The following is a 16453-nucleotide window of genomic DNA, read 5'->3' as shown; positions in this document are numbered from 1 at the left end:
CGGATCGACCACACGGCAGATCAGTGCTTGTGGCCGGGGCCCTGGGCCCGCTTGTACAAGACCTTCAGCAGGTTGTCGCGGAAGGTCGAGTTGTCCATCAGCTTGATGCCCTTGTCGCACAGCCACGGATTACCCAGGGCCCGGTGCATGATCCGTCCGCGCTGGTACTCGCGGCCCCAGGCGTCATTCATCCGCTGCTGGTAGTTGGTGAAGTCTTGCGGGCCGGCGTTTTGCAACGCCGCTACTGCGCATTCGCCTGCCGCCAAGCCGGATTCGAGTGCCTTCGAGATGCCGGCACCACTGACCGGCTTGCCCGCGCCCAGTGCGTCACCGGCGAACAGCACTCCGGGGCGCCAGGGTGGCCATGCGGTGAATCCCATCGGCAGGCGCCAGGCCCGCACACCCTTGTTCTTGCGCAGCTCGGCCAGATCGGGAAGCTCCCACTCCCGGGGCAGCTTCTTCATGTAGGTGTCCAGCACCTGCGCCGCGTTGACGTCCTGCCACTTCTTGTAGCTGTTGACGTACCCGATGCCGATATTGATCCGCCCGGCGCCGAGCGGGAAAACCCAGCCATATCCGATCAGCGCGTCATTGTTATGGTGCAACCGCAGGTCGATATCGAGCATGTTCGAGTCTTCGCGGTTAGCTTCCATCTCGGCGCGGATCGCAATCGCGGTGTACCCCTTGACCTCCGAGTCGAGGTTCATCGCGCGCTTGATGGGGGAGTAGGCACCGTCGGCCACGATCACCGCGTCGGCCGAGATGGTCTCGCGAGATCCATTCGCGGTCTTGACCTCAATGCCCTTGACCAGATTGCCATCGCCGATCGGGCCCACCGCCTCGGTGGACTGGCGCACTTCGACGCCCGCGGACTCGGCATGCTTGAGCAGCAGGGTGTCCAGCTCGGGCCGACGCACCACATGCCCGTGATCGGGCATGCCGGGACGCTGGGGGAAGGTGAGCTCCCAGACACTGCCGCTATCGACGCGCACGCCATCGACCCGGTGGAACTGGGCGACCTCATGGGCCAGACCCATCTTCTGTAGGTAACTCACCGCGCGGGCAGTCAGCCCGTCGCCGCATGGCTTATCCCGCGGGAACTCGGCCTTGTCGACGAGAACCACGCTGGCGCCCGTGCGGGCGGCCTGCCAGGCCGCGGATGACCCGGCCGGGCCCCCGCCGACTACCGCAATGTCGTAGTGCTTCTCGGTCACGTATCAAATAGTAAGGGCCGCGAGTGCGTCTATTCGCCCTCGGGTTTGGTCACACCCAAGCTCGAACCTGCGCGGTTCTCATACGCGCTGCGTGCTTTCGTGTCGATCTCGAGGAACACGCGGTCGGTTCCGGTCTTCTTGCTCATGAATCGGCGGACCTTGGTGGGCAGCGAATTGACGATTGTGGTCACCGCGCCGAGTGGCTTCGGGACCGTGACCTGGACGCGCGGCTTCTCGATGATCCGCACCACGGCCGCCGCGATGTCTTCGGGTTCGACGGGTTTCTGCGCGCCGGTCGAATCAGTGCCTGCAATCAGTTCGGTGTTGGTGAAGGTCGGCAGTACGGCGCTGACCTGGACCCCTTGCGGCTCGAACTCGTCGCTCAGCGCGCGGGACAGGCCGACAACGCCGAACTTGGACGCGTTGTACACCGCCATACCGGGTGCCGCCATGAGGCCGGCCACGGATGCGATGTTGACGATCTGACCGCCGCGGCGTGCCACCATCTCGGGAAGCGCCAGACGACACCCATTGATGACGCCGTACAGGTTGACCTCCAGCATCGACCTGATCGCGCCGTCGCTCGTGGACAGGAACGGCCCGATCGGCATGACGCCCGCATTGTTGACGAGCACATCGACCGGTCCGCCGGCGCCGGCAGCCTCCAGGAAACGCTTGAACGAGGCGGGGTCGGTCACGTCCACGGGATGGGCGTCGACGTTTCCTTCTTCCTTGAGGCCCTCGACCGCGGCTCCGAGCGCCTCAACATCACGGTCGCCGATCACCACCCGAGCGCCACGACGCAGCAGTGCGGTGGCGGTGGCATATCCGATCCCGCGTGCGGCACCGGTGATGGCGATAGTTTTCCCGTAGATCTTGTCCCTGGATGAGCCCATGACCACGGACTTTACACGTGTCAAGTTTGCGTCACTAGGGATTCTGCGATTGGGCTCGACACGCTTAACCACAACACGTTGTGTTGCGCCGTGATATCTCACCCCAGGGGTAGTGTCTGTGGCACAGTCAGCGAATCCCGCGAATCTGTTTGACGTTCTCCAGGAGTGGTCTCGTGAGTGAAAAACTTAAGCTGGTCAGCCGCGTCTCGGCGATCAACTGGAACCGGGTTCCCGATGAGAAGGATGCCGAGGTCTGGGACAGGCTCACCGGTAACTTCTGGCTGCCCGAAAAGGTGCCGGTATCCAATGACATCCCGTCGTGGAACACTCTTACCGATCTCGAAAAGCAGTTGACCATGCGGGTTTTCACGGGCCTGACGCTGCTGGACACCATTCAGGGCACTGTCGGCGCGGTCAGTTTGATCCCCGATGCGATCACTCCGCACGAGGAGGCGGTGTACACCAACATCGCGTTCATGGAGTCGGTGCACGCCAAGAGCTACAGCTCGATCTTCTCCACGCTGTGCTCCACGCGCGACATCGACGACGCGTTCCGCTGGTCGGAGGAGAACCCGAACCTGCAACGCAAGGCCGAGATCGTCATGGAGTACTACCGGGGTGACGAGCCGCTCAAGCGCAAGGTTGCCTCGACCTTGCTGGAGAGCTTCTTATTCTACTCGGGCTTCTATCTTCCGATGTACTGGTCGAGCCGCGCCAAGCTCACCAACACCGCCGACATGATCCGGCTCATCATCCGTGATGAGGCGGTGCACGGGTACTACATCGGCTACAAGTTCCAGAAGGGTCTGGAGCGCGCCGACGAGGCCACACGCTCCGAGATCAAGGAGTACACGTACGACCTGCTCTACGAGCTGTACGAGAACGAAACCGATTACACCGAAGACCTTTACGACGAGGTTGGGTTGACCGAGGACGTCAAGAAGTTCCTGCGCTACAACGCCAACAAGGCCCTGATGAACCTGGGCTATGAGGCGCTGTTCCCGCGCGAGGAGACCGACGTGAACCCGGCGATCCTGTCGGCGCTCTCACCGAATGCCGACGAGAACCACGACTTCTTCTCCGGATCGGGTTCGTCGTACGTCATCGGCAAGGCCGTGAACACCGAAGATGAGGACTGGGATTTCTAGGTCTCTCCATGTCACAAGGCATGAAAGCCCCCGATACGTCAAGTGTTTGGGGGCTTTCCTGTCAGGTCGCAGGTGGTGGCGGATTCACAAATGAACGGCCGGTGAACTGTACTGATGTCACCTCGCGCTGTGAACCCGCTGCGGGGACACTATTACCGTGACGAGCACATCGATTATCGGTTCGATTCTTTCCTGGCTGTCCGCCGGATACCCGGAGGGGGTTCCCCCCACGGATCGATTCCCGCTGTTGGCGCTGCTGCGCCGCACGCTGACCGAAGAGCAGGTCCAGGAAGTGGTCGCCAAGCTGACCGACCCCGTATCGGCTGCGCAGCTGGACGGCGTGGTGAGCAAGGACGAGATCGAGAAGTTCATCTCGGATGTGACCAAGGATGAGCCGACCGCTCAAGACATTTCGCGTGTGGCTTCACGCCTGGCCGCTGGCGGCTGGCCCTTGGCCGGTGTGGACGCCACCGCACTCAACGCGTAACTAGAACGCCCAGTTGCGTTCTGGGCTCAACACAAATCCGTGCGTACCACGGACATCGTCGACCAAACAGGCAGTGGTCTTGGGTGCCGGAGTGGCACATATCAGCGTTGTCTGGCTGCCGTGGTTGTTGTGCACGGGGGCGGCTATCCGCACCTGGTGATGGCCGGGTAGCACCGGAATGCCGGACATCTCGGTGGTGCCCTGTGATTCGCCCACCGTCGCGGGCGCGCCGTTGTTCCGCGCATAGCTGCCCAGATCCAATTGAGCTGACCCGCTGCCTTTCGGTCCAACGCAGGTCCACTGAAAGTACGGATTCCATCCGGCGCTTTCACATACGACACCATCGGGTGTGGCGAAACGATAGACCTTCACGCTGAAGTACTGCCGGGAGTCGACTGTGGGGAGCCGGCTCACGTCAGGGAAATCCGGTGGCGGTTCGGCGGAGGCGGTGCGGGCGCCCAGGGGTGTCAGGCACAGCGCCGCAACACATGTGACTAGCAGGGCTTTGACGCCCCGGTTTTCCATGGACGCAATCTACCCCGCCCCCGGGTAGGCGCGGGCGCGGTAGACCCCGACGACGAGGGCACGGTGGACGGTCGATCGACGATTGTCGACAGCGGTCCGCCGATCCGGTACTTGGTACCGCGGTGCTCATCGGGCAATCGGTCGCCATTGCCCAGTAGCTTGTGGCGCAATGTTCCTGGGGTGTAGCCATTTTGGTATGCGCCACGTTCGGTCAATACCGGGACCACGTACTCGATGAAGTCCTCGAAGGTGCCCGGTGTGATCGCGTAGGCCAGGTTGAAGCCATCGACATCGGTTTCCTCCACCCACTCCTGCAGGGTGTCGGCGACCTCGGTGCCGGAGCCGACGACAAGCGGCCCCATGCCGCCGATCTCGCCCCACTCGGCGATGTCGCGCACCGTCCATTCCCGACCGTCGTCGGTGGCGGCCTGAAATGCCGCGACCGCCGACAGGATCGCGTTGGAGTCCACATTTCCGATCGGCTCGTCCAGGCCGTAGCGGGCCAGGTCGACGCCCATCCAGCCGGACATGAAGACCAGTGCGCCCTCGGCGCTGCCATAGCTCAGCAGCTCGCGGTGCTTGGCGTGCGCCGCCTCGGAGTTCTCGCCGGTGACGACGGTGGTGAGGTTGAAGATTTTGGCGGAGTAGGGATCTCGTCCGGCGAGTTCCAGCTCGCGGCGGATCGTGGTGACCGTCTGGCGTAGCAGGTCCTTAGTCGGGGCCGCGGTGAAGACCGCCTCGGCGTTCTCCGCAGCGAAGCGCACCCCGCGCGGCGAGGATCCCGCCTGGTAGATCACCGGAGTCCGCTGCGGCGACGGTTCAACGAGATGGACACCGGGGACGGTGAAATGCGTTCCCTCATGGCCGATGTGGTGCACCTTGTCGGGATCGGTGAAGACGCCGCGGGCCGCATCGCGGACGACGGCGTCGTCCTCCCAGGAGCCTTCCCACAGCTTGTAGAGCACCTCCAGATACTCGTCGGCGTGGTCGTAGCGGGCGTCGTGTGCCAGCTGGTCGGTTTGTCCCATGTTGCGTGCCGCGGCGGGTAGGTACCCGGTGACGACGTTCCATCCGACTCGGCCTCCGGTGAGGTGATCGAGTGTGGATAGCCTGCGCGCGAACGGATATGGGTGTTCGAATCCGGTGCCCGTGGTGACCCCGAAGCCGAGATGCTCGGTGACCAGCGCCATCGCCGAGACCAACAGCAGGGGATCGGCGACCGGAATCTGCGCGGCCTGGCGGATGGCCGCCTCATCGCTGGCGTCATAGACGTCGTAGGTGCCCAGCACGTCGGCGATGAACAGTCCGTCGAAGCGGCCGCGTTCGAGCAGCTTGGCCAGATTTGTCCAGTAGGACAGATCCTTGTACCGCCAGGACTGGTCGTCGGGGTGTCGCCACAGGCCGGGGGATTGGTGCGCAACGCAATTCATGTCGAACGCGTTGAAACGGATGACGCGGGTCATCCCCTCAGCATCGCCACCCCGACGACATCAGTCACCGGTTGTACTCGGGATGAAACTTACAAAGTGGCAGTGTCGATGACGAACCGGTACCGCACATCGCTGGCCACGACGCGCTCGTAGGCCTCGTTGATGTACGACGCATCGATGACCTCGATCTCCGATCCGATGCCATGCTTGGCGCAGAAATCAAGCATCTCTTGGGTTTCCGGGATGCCGCCGATCAACGAACCTGAAATGCTGCGCCGGTTGGTCAGGAGCGGGAAGCCGGGGACCTCGATCGGGTTTTCGGGCAGACCCAATTCCACCAGGGTGCCGTCGACACCCAGCAGGCCCAGGTACTTGCCCATGTCCAGGTTCGAGGACACGGTGTTGAGAATCAGATCAAAGCTACTGCGCAGCGACTTGAAGGTGTCCGGGTCGGCGGTGGCGTAGTAATGGCTGGCCCCCAATCGCAGACCGTCTTCCATCTTCTTGAGCGACTGGCTCAGCACAGTTACCTCGGCGCCCATCGCTTTGCCGAGTTTGACGGCCATGTGGCCGAGGCCACCGAGGCCGACGACGGCAACGCGCTTGCCGGGGCCTGCGTTCCAGTGCCGCAATGGAGAGAAGGTGGTGATGCCCGCGCACAGCAGCGGCGCGGCCGCGTCCAGCGGCAGGCTGTCGGGGATGCGCAGCACGTAGTTCTCATCAACGACGATGGCCTGGCTGTACCCACCCTGGGTCTGGGTGCCGTCACGGTCCTTGGCGCCGTAGGTGCCCACCATGCCGCGTTCGCAGAACTGCTCCAGCCCTGCGAGGCAGCTCGCACACTCGCGACAAGAGTTGACGAAACAACCGACACCGGCATGGTCGCCGGGCTTGAATCTGGTGACTTCGGAACCGACCTCGGTGATGACGCCGGCAATCTCGTGACCTGGGACGATGGGGTAGTTAGCGCGTCCCCATTCGTCGCGGACGGTATGGATATCGGAGTGACAGATACCGGCGAACTTGATGTCGATGAAGACGTCGTGCGGCCCGACTTCACGGCGTTCGATGGTGGTGGGAACCAGGGGGTCCTTACCGGAAACGGCGGCATAAGCCGACACGGTGACCATATATGCATCCTTTTGCGATAGTTAACGAAGCTACCGATCTCACACTACTCGCCCCGCACATAGCGCGCGCTTAGACGGGGGACAGCGACCACCGGCCATCGGCCTCCAGCTGCAGCTTCTGGTCGTGGTGCTGATCGATCGTGCTGCGATGGCCGACGCTGACGAGTGTGCAGTCGGGGACCTCGGTGCGGAGCAGGCGGTAGAGCGCGAATTCCAGCCCCTCATCGAGTGAGGACGTCGACTCGTCCATGAAGATCGCCTTGGGTTTGAGAAGCAGTATCCGCGCGAACGCGACGCGCTGCTGCTCGCCGGGGGAGAGCACCTTGATCCAGTCGGATTCTTCGTCCAGCCGGTCGGACAAATGACCAAGTGCCACCTTGTCGAGGGTGTTGCGCAATTCCTCGTCGGTAAAGGTGTCCGGCGGTGCCGGGTAACTCACGGCGGCGCGCAGATCGCCCAGCGGGAGGTAGGGCATCTGCGACAGGAACAATGTCTCGTGTTCGCCGCCGGGGCGGGTCCAGTCGCCATCGGTGTACGGCCACAGTCCGGCCAGCGAGCGCAGCAGTGTGGTCTTGCCGCCGCCCGACCGTCCCTTGATCAGTAGCGCGTCCCCCGCGGTGAGGCTGAGGTTGAGGTCGTCGATCAGAGTGTCGCCGTTGGGCTTACGGACGTAGATGTTGTGAAGCGTGACACCGTCCGCCTGATCGCCGGGCTCGAGCATGGGCAGCTCGCGTGACTGCGCGTTGGCCTGTAGCAGGCCGTCCAGACGCATGACGGTGGCGCGGTAGGCGGCGAAGTTGTCGTAGGCATTCCGGAAGAAGGAGAGGGAGGTTTGCAGCTGGCCGGCGGCGCTGGCGCTTTGGCTTACATCTCCATAGGTAATCTGCCCCGCGATCAGCCTCGGAACCTGCAGAACGGAATTGAAAACCGCCGCGGTTTGCGATACCGCGAAGTTCCAGCCCGTGAAGCCCATGCTCCGATAGACCAGCTGCCAGAAGTTGTCGATGATTCCGTCGAAGCGGCCCTTGAGCTGCTTGGCCTCGGCCTTTTCGCCGCGGTAGAAGGCCACGCTTTCTGAGGTATCGCGCAGGCGCACAAGTGCGTAACGGAACATGGCGTTGAGGCGTTCGTTGAGGAAGTACCTGCGGATTAGTGGGCGCCCGATCCGGAAGGCGATCAAGGTCGTCACGATCACGTAGATGTAGGTGAGAAACACCAGGGCTCTGGGCATTTCATATCCGAAAATGTTCAGAGGACCCGAGAGATTCCACAGGATGATGGTGAACGAGGGCAGCGAGATGCATGCGTTCACGGCACCGAATGCCAGGTGGAGCGAGGAACTCTGTAGCTGCTCCGGTGCGCTCGACATGGCGACAAAGTTGTTGATATCAGCCTGAATTCGCTGATCCGGGTTGTCGATGGTGTCGTCGATGAAACGTGACCGGTAGAAGGCGCGCTTCGAGAGCCAGTCGGTGGTGATGCGGTCGGTGAGCCACACGCGCCACCGAATGATGAACGCCTGCAGCAGATAGAAGTCGGTTACCACCATCACGACAAAGATGCTCGCTAAAAGGCAGAATCGGCGGACGTTGAGCCAAAAGAATGCCTTGGCCTCGGGCATGCCCTGGCCATCGCGCGCCAGCGCCTGGACGATGTACTGAATCGATGCTGACATGTCGTTGTAGTAGTAGGTGAACACTACCTGCAGGCGGACATTCACGACTACCGAGAGCAGCACCAGTGCCAATAGGGCCCAGCCCACTCGCCCTTCACGCGTGGTGAAGTACTGGCCGGTGATGCGCCAGAATTGCCGACCCCACCGCGTGAACCGAACAATCAAGAATACGACGGTAAGAAAAGCCGCGATGGTGACCGGCAACACCCAGCCGATCCAGACCACCGATCGCCATACCTCTGTACCCCAGTCGGTCGCAGTCTTCATCGATCAATACCTTCCGAGTCCGTCACTATCCAGTTGTCCGCGGAGTGTACGGCCCCGGCCTGAGCACGTCCTGGCAAGCGCGAGGAGTGGCCAGGTTGCGAAAGTCTTGTGCGGGTGCCGTCGGCAAGGGGATCACAATGCGGTCGGTGTGCCATTCGGGTCGCCGTCTCGGCGTGAAGCGACCGCGATCACGATCGCGAGGATTCCGAAAAGCTCTGGTGTGCTGGGAATCTGGTGCATAGCGAGCACGCCGATCACGGTCGCGGAGACCGGAAGAAGGGCTAGGAGCATTGCGAAGTGGCTCCGCCCCGCTCGTCGCAGGATCACCTGGTCAAGCCCGTAGGGGGATGACGTTGGAGAGCACGCCCATCAGGAGTCCCAGCACCAGGACATGGCCGACGGGTATCTCGTGATGAGCGCCGGCGATGCCGAGAGCCAAGACCGGCGCGGTCGCGATCATGGCGACGGTGAATCCGATCGCTAGTGAGTCGTCCGGATTACCCTGCAGCACAACATGTTTGCCGAGCACAATGTATCCGGCCCAGAATTGCCGCAAGCAGTGCGAATGCCATCCCCGCGGGCTCGGCGGTGAGCTGCACGTCGGCGATCAGGAGGACACCGACGAGAGCGGCCAGAACCGAGAATCCTTCGCGGAGGGATCGCGAGCCGATCGCCGCGATACTGATCGGTCCCAGGAATTCGATCGCCACCGCGGTGCCCAGCGGCAGTCGGTCGATCGCGAGATAGAAAACGTCGTGCCGTCGGCGTGGATTCGCACTGACTCGGATCGCTACGAATTCAGCTCGCGCCGCGCCGATTCCGCGGCCAGCGCGCGCTGGAAGCTGCGGACAAATCCCACCTGGGTCTTCTTGAGCTGGCGCTCCAGCAGGCCGGGCAATCGGATCTTGAGATCCAGGGAGATGTCGGCGGTAAGGCGGGATTCGGGGGCGTCGGGGACGACGGTGAACCGGCTGACGTTATGGCGCAGGGTTCTGCTTTCCAGCAGGGTGAGCCGGCAGCCGTCGTGGTACCACTCGTACTCAGTCAGGGAATCATCGGAGATTCCGAGCGTGGTACTCACCGTTCGCACCAGCCGCGGCGAGCCGTCGTCAAATGATTCGACCACAGTCATCGTGCTGGCGACCGGCGGCCACGTCGGCAGATGTGGGCGCAGCCAACTATCGACGGACTCCACATCCTTGAGCACCTCGAGAACGGTTTCGGGCCTAGCGGCGACGGCAATGTCGATGCGTTCCTGGATCACGTTCCATCCTTCCGCGGACTGCGGGGAACGTTAGCCCAATTGGAGCAAAAATGGAGCCTTTTCAGGCAAACTGATTCTAAAGTTCCAGCTCAGAACTGGTACTGGAGGTACGGATACTGCCGGTAACGGATAGCTTTAGGTGGCACGTTCCAGAATGAAAACCCTGATCTCGCGCCCGGTCCGGCCCTTGTAGGCGGAATAGACCTCGAGCATCGCCTCGAAGCGCCGGTAGTAGTCGTCGCGCTCGGCGCCCTGCGCGGGGGTCGCGACCACATCGATGGTCTGGCCGGCCAGTGTCACCTTGGCGCGCGGATCGGCGAGCAGATTGGTGGTCCACGCCGGGTGCTTCTCCTGGCCGAAATTGCTGCCCACCAGTACGATCCGATGGCCATCGTGGAGATACAGCAGCGGGGAGACCCGAGGCTGGCCAGACTTGCGGCCGGTCGTGGTGAGCAGCAGTGTCGATAAACCCAACGGGCCCAGCACGGTGTACCGGCTGCCGGTGCGCTCCATGACGGCCCGGTCCAGTGGGGTCAACTTTCGGATGGTCCACGACCCCGGTTTGGTGGCGGCGAACTTGGCGGCGGCCCGGGACAGCGCGCTGTCGGGATTGCCCCAGCGATTCTCTGGAAAACCCTTGTCGCTCAAGGGATTATCTCGGCTTTGCGTCCAGCGTTGAATCCAATTCGGGTGTACTCGGCAACACCGGCCGTGGTGTACGGATCGGCGGCGATCAGGGCGTCGGCGTCCTGTGCGCTGATGTCGCCGGTGACCAGCACGCCGCCGGTACCTGCCTCGTTGCGGCCGCTGATCAGCAGATTGCCTGCCGCGATCTCGCCGTCGAGCCACTCCAGGTGTGCGGGGCGGACACCGTCCACGACGTCGAGCGGTTGGGTATAGGTCAGCTGCAGTACGTGGTACATGCCGGGAGCGTAACGCCTGGGGCGATGGGTGGGTGCGGGCCGACTGGGAGATCTAGTTGATGGGTGCGTTGACCCACTGCAAGTCGTCCAGAATCCCGCGGGCCGCGACAATTCCATCCCCGGTCTGCCAGACCTCGTTGTTGACCGCGAACACCCGGTTGTCTCGTGTGGCGCCGAGCGCCCTCCAGGGCTTGGTGCCGAAAATCCGGGCAGCCCGATCCTTGGCCGACGGGCTGGTAAACGAGACGTAGACGATGTCGCCCTCGACTGCCGAGAAGTCCTCGGCGCTGATCTCGATGAACGGAGTGTCGGTAAACCGTTGGGTGGCAGGACGATCCAGTCCCACGGTGGCGAGCACCGAAGCAGGGAAGTTGTTGGCGCCATACACCCGCACCGTCTGATCGGTGAACTGGACTATTGAGGCCTGGAAATGTGTGGCGTCGTTCTCGCGGCCCACCTTCTTGGCGGCATCGACGAAGCCCGACCACAGCTTGTCGGTATCGGCGGTCCGCCTGGTGGCCTTACCCACCAGCCGGACGTGCTCGGCGAGATCGTGGCCGGACACGATCACGGTAGGCGCGATGGCGCTCAGGTCGAGGTAGGAATTCTGCTCGCCAACCGAGCTCAGGATGAGATCGGGTTTGGCGGCACCGATCTTGGCCAGGTCCGGAGATGCCATTGGACCGATTGACGGCAGGTCATGGACCACGGTGCCCAGATAGGACGGGGGAGACGTCGCGCGGTCGGCCAGTGCGACTCCGACGATGCGATCCTGCAACCCCAGCGCACACAGTGTGTCGATGGCGCCGGCATCAAGGACCACGATGCGTTTGGCGTCCTCGGGTACCTCGGTCTCGCCTTGGGCGTGCCGCACCTCGCGCGGTGCGGCGGAGTCGACAGCCGCCGGGTCCTTGGCGCAGGACTCGTCGGGCTTACGGGCATTGCCCAACACGCCCGCGCCGGCGATCTTCGTGGTGCTGGTGGCCAGGGTGCTCGGGGTTTCGTTGGTGGGTTTCTCGGTACAGCCGGACACCGTCGCCGTCACCAGTGCTGCCGACATCACGGCAGCGCCCCAGAACCTCGCTGTCTGCACCCGGTTGAACTTACCGCGCGGGGTCGTGAACACGCGGGTAGGACGCTTCGACCACGGTCGCGCGGATGGTAATCAACCCCAAGTACGACTCTCTGTAGGACCCGCTCCACGATCGGGGGTGGCGCGGGCTAGGATTCACCACAGACATGCAGTCACTGGATCGACTGCGCGCTACAAGGAATCGGAGGAGCCGTGACCGCCGAAGCACCCCCCATTGGTGGATTGCAGGCCAGCCGCCCGTTCCCGCCCCGCACGGGCGCGCGGGGCACTCTGATCTACCGACTGATCACGACCACCGATCACAAGCTGATCGGCATCATGTATCTGGTCGTGTGCTTCGCGTTCTTCCTCATCGGTGGCTTGATGGCGCTGTTCATGCGCGCCGAGCTGGCGGTGCCGGGCCTGCAGTTCCTGTCCAACGAGCAGTTCAACCAGCTGTTCACCATGCACGGCACCGTGATGCTGCTGTTCTACGCGACGCCTATCGTGTTTGGCTTCGCGAACGTGGTGCTGCCGTTGCAGATTGGCGCGCCTGACGTCGCTTTCCCGCGTCTGAACGCCTTCTCGTTCTGGCTGTTCCTCTTCGGCGCCATGATCGGTATCGCCGGCTTCATCACCCCTGGTGGCGCCGCCGACTTCGGCTGGACCGCCTACACCCCGCTGACCGACGCCATTCACTCGCCGGGTGCTGGCGCCGACCTGTGGATCATGGGTCTGGCCGTCGGTGGTCTGGGCACCATTCTTGGCGCGGTCAACATGATCACCACGGTCGTCTGTATGCGTGCCCCCGGTATGACCATGTTCCGGATGCCGATCTTCACCTGGAACATCCTGGTGACCAGCGTGCTGGTGCTGCTGGCCTTCCCGCTGCTGACCGCCGCGCTCTTCGGTCTGGCCGCTGACCGGCACCTTGGAGCCCACATCTTTGATCCCGCCAACGGCGGTGTTCTGCTGTGGCAGCACCTGTTCTGGTTCTTCGGACACCCCGAGGTCTACATCATCGCGCTGCCGTTCTTCGGCATTGTTTCGGAGATCTTCCCGGTGTTCAGTCGAAAGCCGATCTTCGGTTACACCACACTGATCTACGCGACGCTCGGTATTGCGGCGCTGTCTATCGCGGTGTGGGCGCACCACATGTACGCCACTGGCGCCGTGTTGCTGCCTTTCTTCTCGTTCATGACGTTCCTGATCGCGGTTCCGACCGGTATCAAGTTCTTCAACTGGATCGGCACCATGTGGAAGGGGCAGTTGACCTTCGAGACCCCGATGATCTTCTCGGTGGGCTTCCTGGTTACCTTCCTCTTCGGTGGTCTGACGGGTGTGCTGCTGGCCATGCCTCCGGTCGACTTCCACGTCACCGACTCGTACTTCGTGATCGCGCACTTCCACTACGTGCTCTTCGGCACCATCGTGTTCGCGACCTACGCCGGTATCTACTTCTGGTTCCCGAAGATGACGGGCCGCCTGCTCGACGAGCGTCTGGGCAAGTTCCACTTCTGGCTTACCTTCATCGGGTTCCACTCCACCTTCCTGGTGCAGCACTGGCTGGGTAACCAGGGCATGCCGCGCCGTTACGCCGACTACCTGCCCACCGATGGCTTCACCTTCCTGAACTCGTTCTCGACGGTGGGTGCCTTCATCCTGGGCGCCTCGACGCTGCCGTTCCTGTGGAACGTGTTCAAGAGCTACCGCTACGGCGAGGTCGTCACGGTTGACGATCCGTGGGGCTACGGCAACTCCCTGGAGTGGGCCACCAGCTGCCCGCCGCCGCGGCACAATTTCTCCGAGCTGCCCCGAATCCGTTCGGAACGCCCGGCATTCGAGCTGCACTACCCGCACATGTCCGAACGCATGCGCGCCGAGGCGCACGTGGGTGGCGGCCACAAGTAACCGGTGGCCCGTAACTTCACGGTCCTTGTCACCGTCACCGGGGCCGACAAGCCTGGTGTCACCTCGGTGCTCATGGGCGTGCTATCCCGCCACGGCGTCGAGCTACTGAATGTTGAGCAGGTCGTCATCCGCGGGAAGCTCACGCTCGGTGTGCTGGTCAAGGCGCACGGTGGCAACCAAGCCGTGGAGGCCTTGCAGGACGAGCTCGAAGAGGCCATGCACACGCTCGGGTTCAATGTTGACGTCGAACTCGGCCGCGATAGCTCAGTAATCCGGGACCCGTCGACTCACACCATCGTGGTGCTGGGCCGGCCCGTCACCGCGAGGGCCTTCGGGGCGGTAGCGCGCGCACTTGCCGAACTAGGGATCAACATCGACCTGATCCGGGGTATCGCCGACTATCCCGTGACAGGCCTGGAGCTGCGGGTCACGGTTCCGCTGGGGGCACCTCCCGCTCGCGGGGGACAGCGGCTGACCGATCTCGACCTGCACACCGCCATGGCGCAGGTGACCGTCGACGAGCCGGTGGACATCGCCGTCGAGCACAGCAGCCTGGACCGGCGGGCCAAGCGGCTCATCGTCTTCGACGTCGACTCGACCCTGATTCAGGGCGAGGTCATCGAGATGCTCGCCGATCGTGCCGGGGCCAGGGAACAGGTCGCGGCCATCACCGAGGCGGCCATGCGGGGAGAGTTGGACTTCGCCGAGTCGCTACACCAGCGAGTGGCCACCCTGGCCGGGCTGCCAGAATCAGTGCTCGAAGAGGTGGCCGAGGAGCTGGTGCTCACCCCGGGTGCACGCACCACCATCCGGACCTTGCGGCGTCTGGGGTATTCGTGCGGTGTGGTGTCGGGCGGATTCCGGCAGGTGATCGATCCGCTGGCCCACGACCTGGCCCTCGATTTCGTGGCCGCCAATGTCTTGGAAATCGTGGATGGCAAGCTCACCGGCCGTGTCATCGGGGAGGTCGTAGACCGCCCGGGGAAGGCTAAAGCGTTGCGGCAGTTCGCCTATGAGGCGGGGGTGCCGCTGGCGCAGACGGTGGCGGTCGGTGATGGCGCGAACGATATCGACATGTTGTCGGCGGCCGGGCTCGGTGTGGCCTTCAACGCCAAGCCCGCACTGCGCGAGGTTGCCGACGCGTCGGTGAGTCAGCCGTATCTGGATGTGGTGTTGTTCATTCTCGGGGTGACCCGCGCCGAGATCGAGGCCGCCGACGCCGTCGACGGCGGAGTGCGCCGCGTCGAGATTCTCGACGATTAAGAGCCGTGTGGGTCAGCCCACCATCGCCGAATCGGCAAGCGGTGCAGCACCGGTCACGGTGTGCCAGGCCTGGGCGAGTAATTCGACACCGCGTAACAACTGATCGTCGTGCTGGGTGAAGGGCACCCGCACAAAACGTTCCAGCGAACCGCCGACCCCGAACCGTGGGCCGGCAGCAATGCGGACCCCGAGGCGCGCGGCGGCGGCCGCGAGCGCAGTACTCATCGGAGCGGGCAGCCGGGCCCAGATGCACAGTCCGCCTTCGGCTTCCTGGAGCTCCCAATCGGGGAGCCGCCGGTGCAGCTCGGCCACCACCAGGGCGCGCCGTGCGCGAAGGGTCTCTCGCTGCATGGCTTCCACCTCGTCCGCACGTTCCAGCAGCTCGGCGGCGGCCAGCTGTTCGAGGATCGGTGTTCCTGTGTCCATGGCCGAGCGCACCGCGGCGAGCCGGGCGATGGTGGTGCGGTCGGCACGAATCCAGCCGACGCGCATGCCGCCCCAGAACGATTTCGACATGGACCCGATGGTGACCACCAGATCGGGACGCGCCACCAGCGAGGCCATCGGCGCGGGTGTGGGTGCCACATGCCAGGATCCAACGAGCGACTCGTCGACGATCGTGCGGGTTCTGGTCTGAGAGATGATGTCCGCCAATATTTTTCGCTGCGCAAGTGGCATGGTGAGGCCGGTGGGGTTGTGATTGTCCAGCACCAGGTAGGCGAGGTTTGGAGCCGTTTGACGGATGGTGGTCTCCAGGCCGGTCATATCCCAGCCCGACTCGCGTTCGTGGGTGTGCATCGGTACCGGAACAGGGCGTGCACCACGTTGGGTGATCGCATCGAGCGCACCGTGGTAACTCGGCTGCTCCACCAGGACTCTGTCGCCGGGCTCCACGAAGGTGCCCAGGAGTAGCGCGATGGCCTGCTGGGCGCCGCACGTCACCATGATTTGGTCCTCTGCGGTGGGCAGGCCGCGCCGAGAGAAGTGCTCGGCGATGCGGGGTCGCAGCTCCGGAATGCCCACCAATTCATGACCGATTCCCCGAAGGTGGGTCGGCAGTTTGACCAGGGCGAGCTGATACGCCTCCAGTATCGCGGCAGCCGGTGCGGCGGTGGCGGCATTTTGCAGGTCGATCATCGCGCTCGCCAATCCTGTGGTAGCCGAATGTGATCGGTCGGGGCCGGGTAGAGCAGTGGTGCTGCGCGCTCCCTGTCGGCCGCGCAGGTATCCGTTCTCGCGAAGTTCGGA

General features: G+C 63.5%; 15 protein-coding genes and 1 pseudogene. 4 read left to right on the top strand and 12 right to left on the bottom strand.

Annotated features, from left to right (window positions below; all coding sequences use genetic code 11):
- Positions 1–20 precede the first annotated feature (20 nt).
- Positions 21–1214, bottom strand: a complete 1194-nt coding sequence (locus tag B4383_RS23585; RefSeq protein ID WP_078293992.1) for a geranylgeranyl reductase family protein — start codon at positions 1212–1214, stop codon at positions 21–23.
- A gap of 29 nt (positions 1215–1243) precedes the next feature.
- The gene (locus tag B4383_RS23580) at positions 1244–2110 is read right to left on the bottom strand and encodes an SDR family oxidoreductase (protein WP_078293989.1); all 867 of its coding nucleotides are present in this window, start codon (positions 2108–2110) and stop codon (positions 1244–1246) included.
- A 173-nt stretch (positions 2111–2283) separates the two neighbouring features.
- On the opposite strand from B4383_RS23580, the gene nrdF reads away from it, so the two are divergent.
- Entirely contained in the window at positions 2284–3258 is a 975-nt protein-coding gene (gene nrdF, locus B4383_RS23575) for a class 1b ribonucleoside-diphosphate reductase subunit beta (protein WP_078293986.1), read from the top strand.
- A 157-nt stretch (positions 3259–3415) separates the two neighbouring features.
- Positions 3416–3745, top strand: a complete 330-nt coding sequence (locus tag B4383_RS23570) for a DUF3349 domain-containing protein (RefSeq protein ID WP_078293984.1) — start codon at positions 3416–3418, stop codon at positions 3743–3745.
- On the opposite strand, the gene B4383_RS23565 is transcribed toward B4383_RS23570, so the two are convergent.
- The 9 genes and pseudogenes from B4383_RS23565 to B4383_RS23525 form a co-directional block, all read right to left on the bottom strand.
- Positions 3746–4270, bottom strand: a complete 525-nt coding sequence (locus B4383_RS23565) for a hypothetical protein (RefSeq protein ID WP_078293981.1) — start codon at positions 4268–4270, stop codon at positions 3746–3748.
- A complete protein-coding gene (locus tag B4383_RS23560; protein WP_078293978.1) occupies positions 4240–5733 on the bottom strand; it encodes an LLM class flavin-dependent oxidoreductase in 1494 nt (497 codons plus the stop codon). Before B4383_RS23560 ends, B4383_RS23565 begins: the two co-directional genes overlap by 31 nt.
- Positions 5734–5789: 56 nt before the next feature.
- The gene (locus tag B4383_RS23555; protein WP_078293976.1) at positions 5790–6830 is read right to left on the bottom strand and encodes an NAD(P)-dependent alcohol dehydrogenase; all 1041 of its coding nucleotides are present in this window, start codon (positions 6828–6830) and stop codon (positions 5790–5792) included.
- Between the two features lie 70 nt (positions 6831–6900).
- Positions 6901–8772, bottom strand: coding sequence for an ABC transporter ATP-binding protein/permease (locus tag B4383_RS23550; protein WP_078293974.1), 1872 nt, complete (start codon positions 8770–8772; stop codon positions 6901–6903).
- Positions 8773–8904: 132 nt separating this feature from the next.
- Positions 8905–9521: pseudogene (locus B4383_RS23545) on the bottom strand (EamA family transporter); the annotation flags it as partial.
- A 41-nt stretch (positions 9522–9562) separates the two neighbouring features.
- Complete coding sequence (locus B4383_RS23540) at positions 9563–10036, bottom strand: SRPBCC family protein (RefSeq protein ID WP_078293971.1); 474 nt, start codon at positions 10034–10036, stop codon at positions 9563–9565.
- Between the two features lie 135 nt (positions 10037–10171).
- A complete protein-coding gene (locus tag B4383_RS23535; protein WP_078293968.1) occupies positions 10172–10684 on the bottom strand; it encodes a nitroreductase/quinone reductase family protein in 513 nt (170 codons plus the stop codon).
- Positions 10681–10959, bottom strand: a complete 279-nt coding sequence (locus B4383_RS23530; RefSeq protein ID WP_078293966.1) for a YciI family protein — start codon at positions 10957–10959, stop codon at positions 10681–10683. The genes B4383_RS23535 and B4383_RS23530 overlap by 4 nt, the downstream gene beginning before the upstream one ends.
- Positions 10960–11011: 52 nt before the next feature.
- Complete coding sequence (locus B4383_RS23525) at positions 11012–12019, bottom strand: iron-siderophore ABC transporter substrate-binding protein (RefSeq protein WP_286150738.1); 1008 nt, start codon at positions 12017–12019, stop codon at positions 11012–11014.
- 225 nt (positions 12020–12244) lie between these two features.
- On the opposite strand from B4383_RS23525, the gene ctaD reads away from it, so the two are divergent.
- On the top strand, positions 12245–13942 hold the full coding sequence (gene ctaD, locus B4383_RS23520) for a cytochrome c oxidase subunit I (protein ID WP_078293961.1): 1698 nt from the start codon (positions 12245–12247) through the stop codon (positions 13940–13942).
- 3 nt (positions 13943–13945) lie between these two features.
- Positions 13946–15205, top strand: coding sequence for a phosphoserine phosphatase SerB (serB, locus tag B4383_RS23515; protein ID WP_078293959.1), 1260 nt, complete (start codon positions 13946–13948; stop codon positions 15203–15205).
- A 12-nt stretch (positions 15206–15217) separates the two neighbouring features.
- On the opposite strand, the gene B4383_RS23510 is transcribed toward serB, so the two are convergent.
- Positions 15218–16453: PLP-dependent aminotransferase family protein (locus B4383_RS23510; RefSeq protein ID WP_139361013.1), on the bottom strand; the 1236-nt coding region annotated here is incomplete at its 5' end.

Origin of the sequence: Mycobacterium sp. D16R24, assembly GCF_002013385.1 — a bacterium.
Taxonomy (GTDB): Bacteria; Actinomycetota; Actinomycetes; order Mycobacteriales; family Mycobacteriaceae; genus Mycobacterium.
Note: the sequence above shows the minus strand (reverse complement) of the source record. Positions and strands in the feature narration are given on the sequence as shown.

What these genes read in the sequence shown, in the direction of transcription:
- B4383_RS23555 (WP_078293976.1), bottom strand. Translation starts at nt 6,830, where the DNA reads ATGGTCACCGTGTCGGCTTATGCCGCCGTTTCCGGTAAGGACCCCCTG.
- B4383_RS23530 (WP_078293966.1), bottom strand. Translation starts at nt 10,959, where the DNA reads ATGTACCACGTACTGCAGCTGACCTATACCCAACCGCTCGACGTCGTG.
- B4383_RS23525 (WP_286150738.1), bottom strand. Translation starts at nt 12,019, where the DNA reads ATGTCGGCAGCACTGGTGACGGCGACGGTGTCCGGCTGTACCGAGAAA.
- B4383_RS23550 (WP_078293974.1), bottom strand. Translation starts at nt 8,772, where the DNA reads ATGAAGACTGCGACCGACTGGGGTACAGAGGTATGGCGATCGGTGGTC.
- B4383_RS23565 (WP_078293981.1), bottom strand. Translation starts at nt 4,270, where the DNA reads ATGGAAAACCGGGGCGTCAAAGCCCTGCTAGTCACATGTGTTGCGGCG.
- B4383_RS23580 (WP_078293989.1), bottom strand. Translation starts at nt 2,110, where the DNA reads ATGGGCTCATCCAGGGACAAGATCTACGGGAAAACTATCGCCATCACC.
- B4383_RS23560 (WP_078293978.1), bottom strand. Translation starts at nt 5,733, where the DNA reads ATGACCCGCGTCATCCGTTTCAACGCGTTCGACATGAATTGCGTTGCG.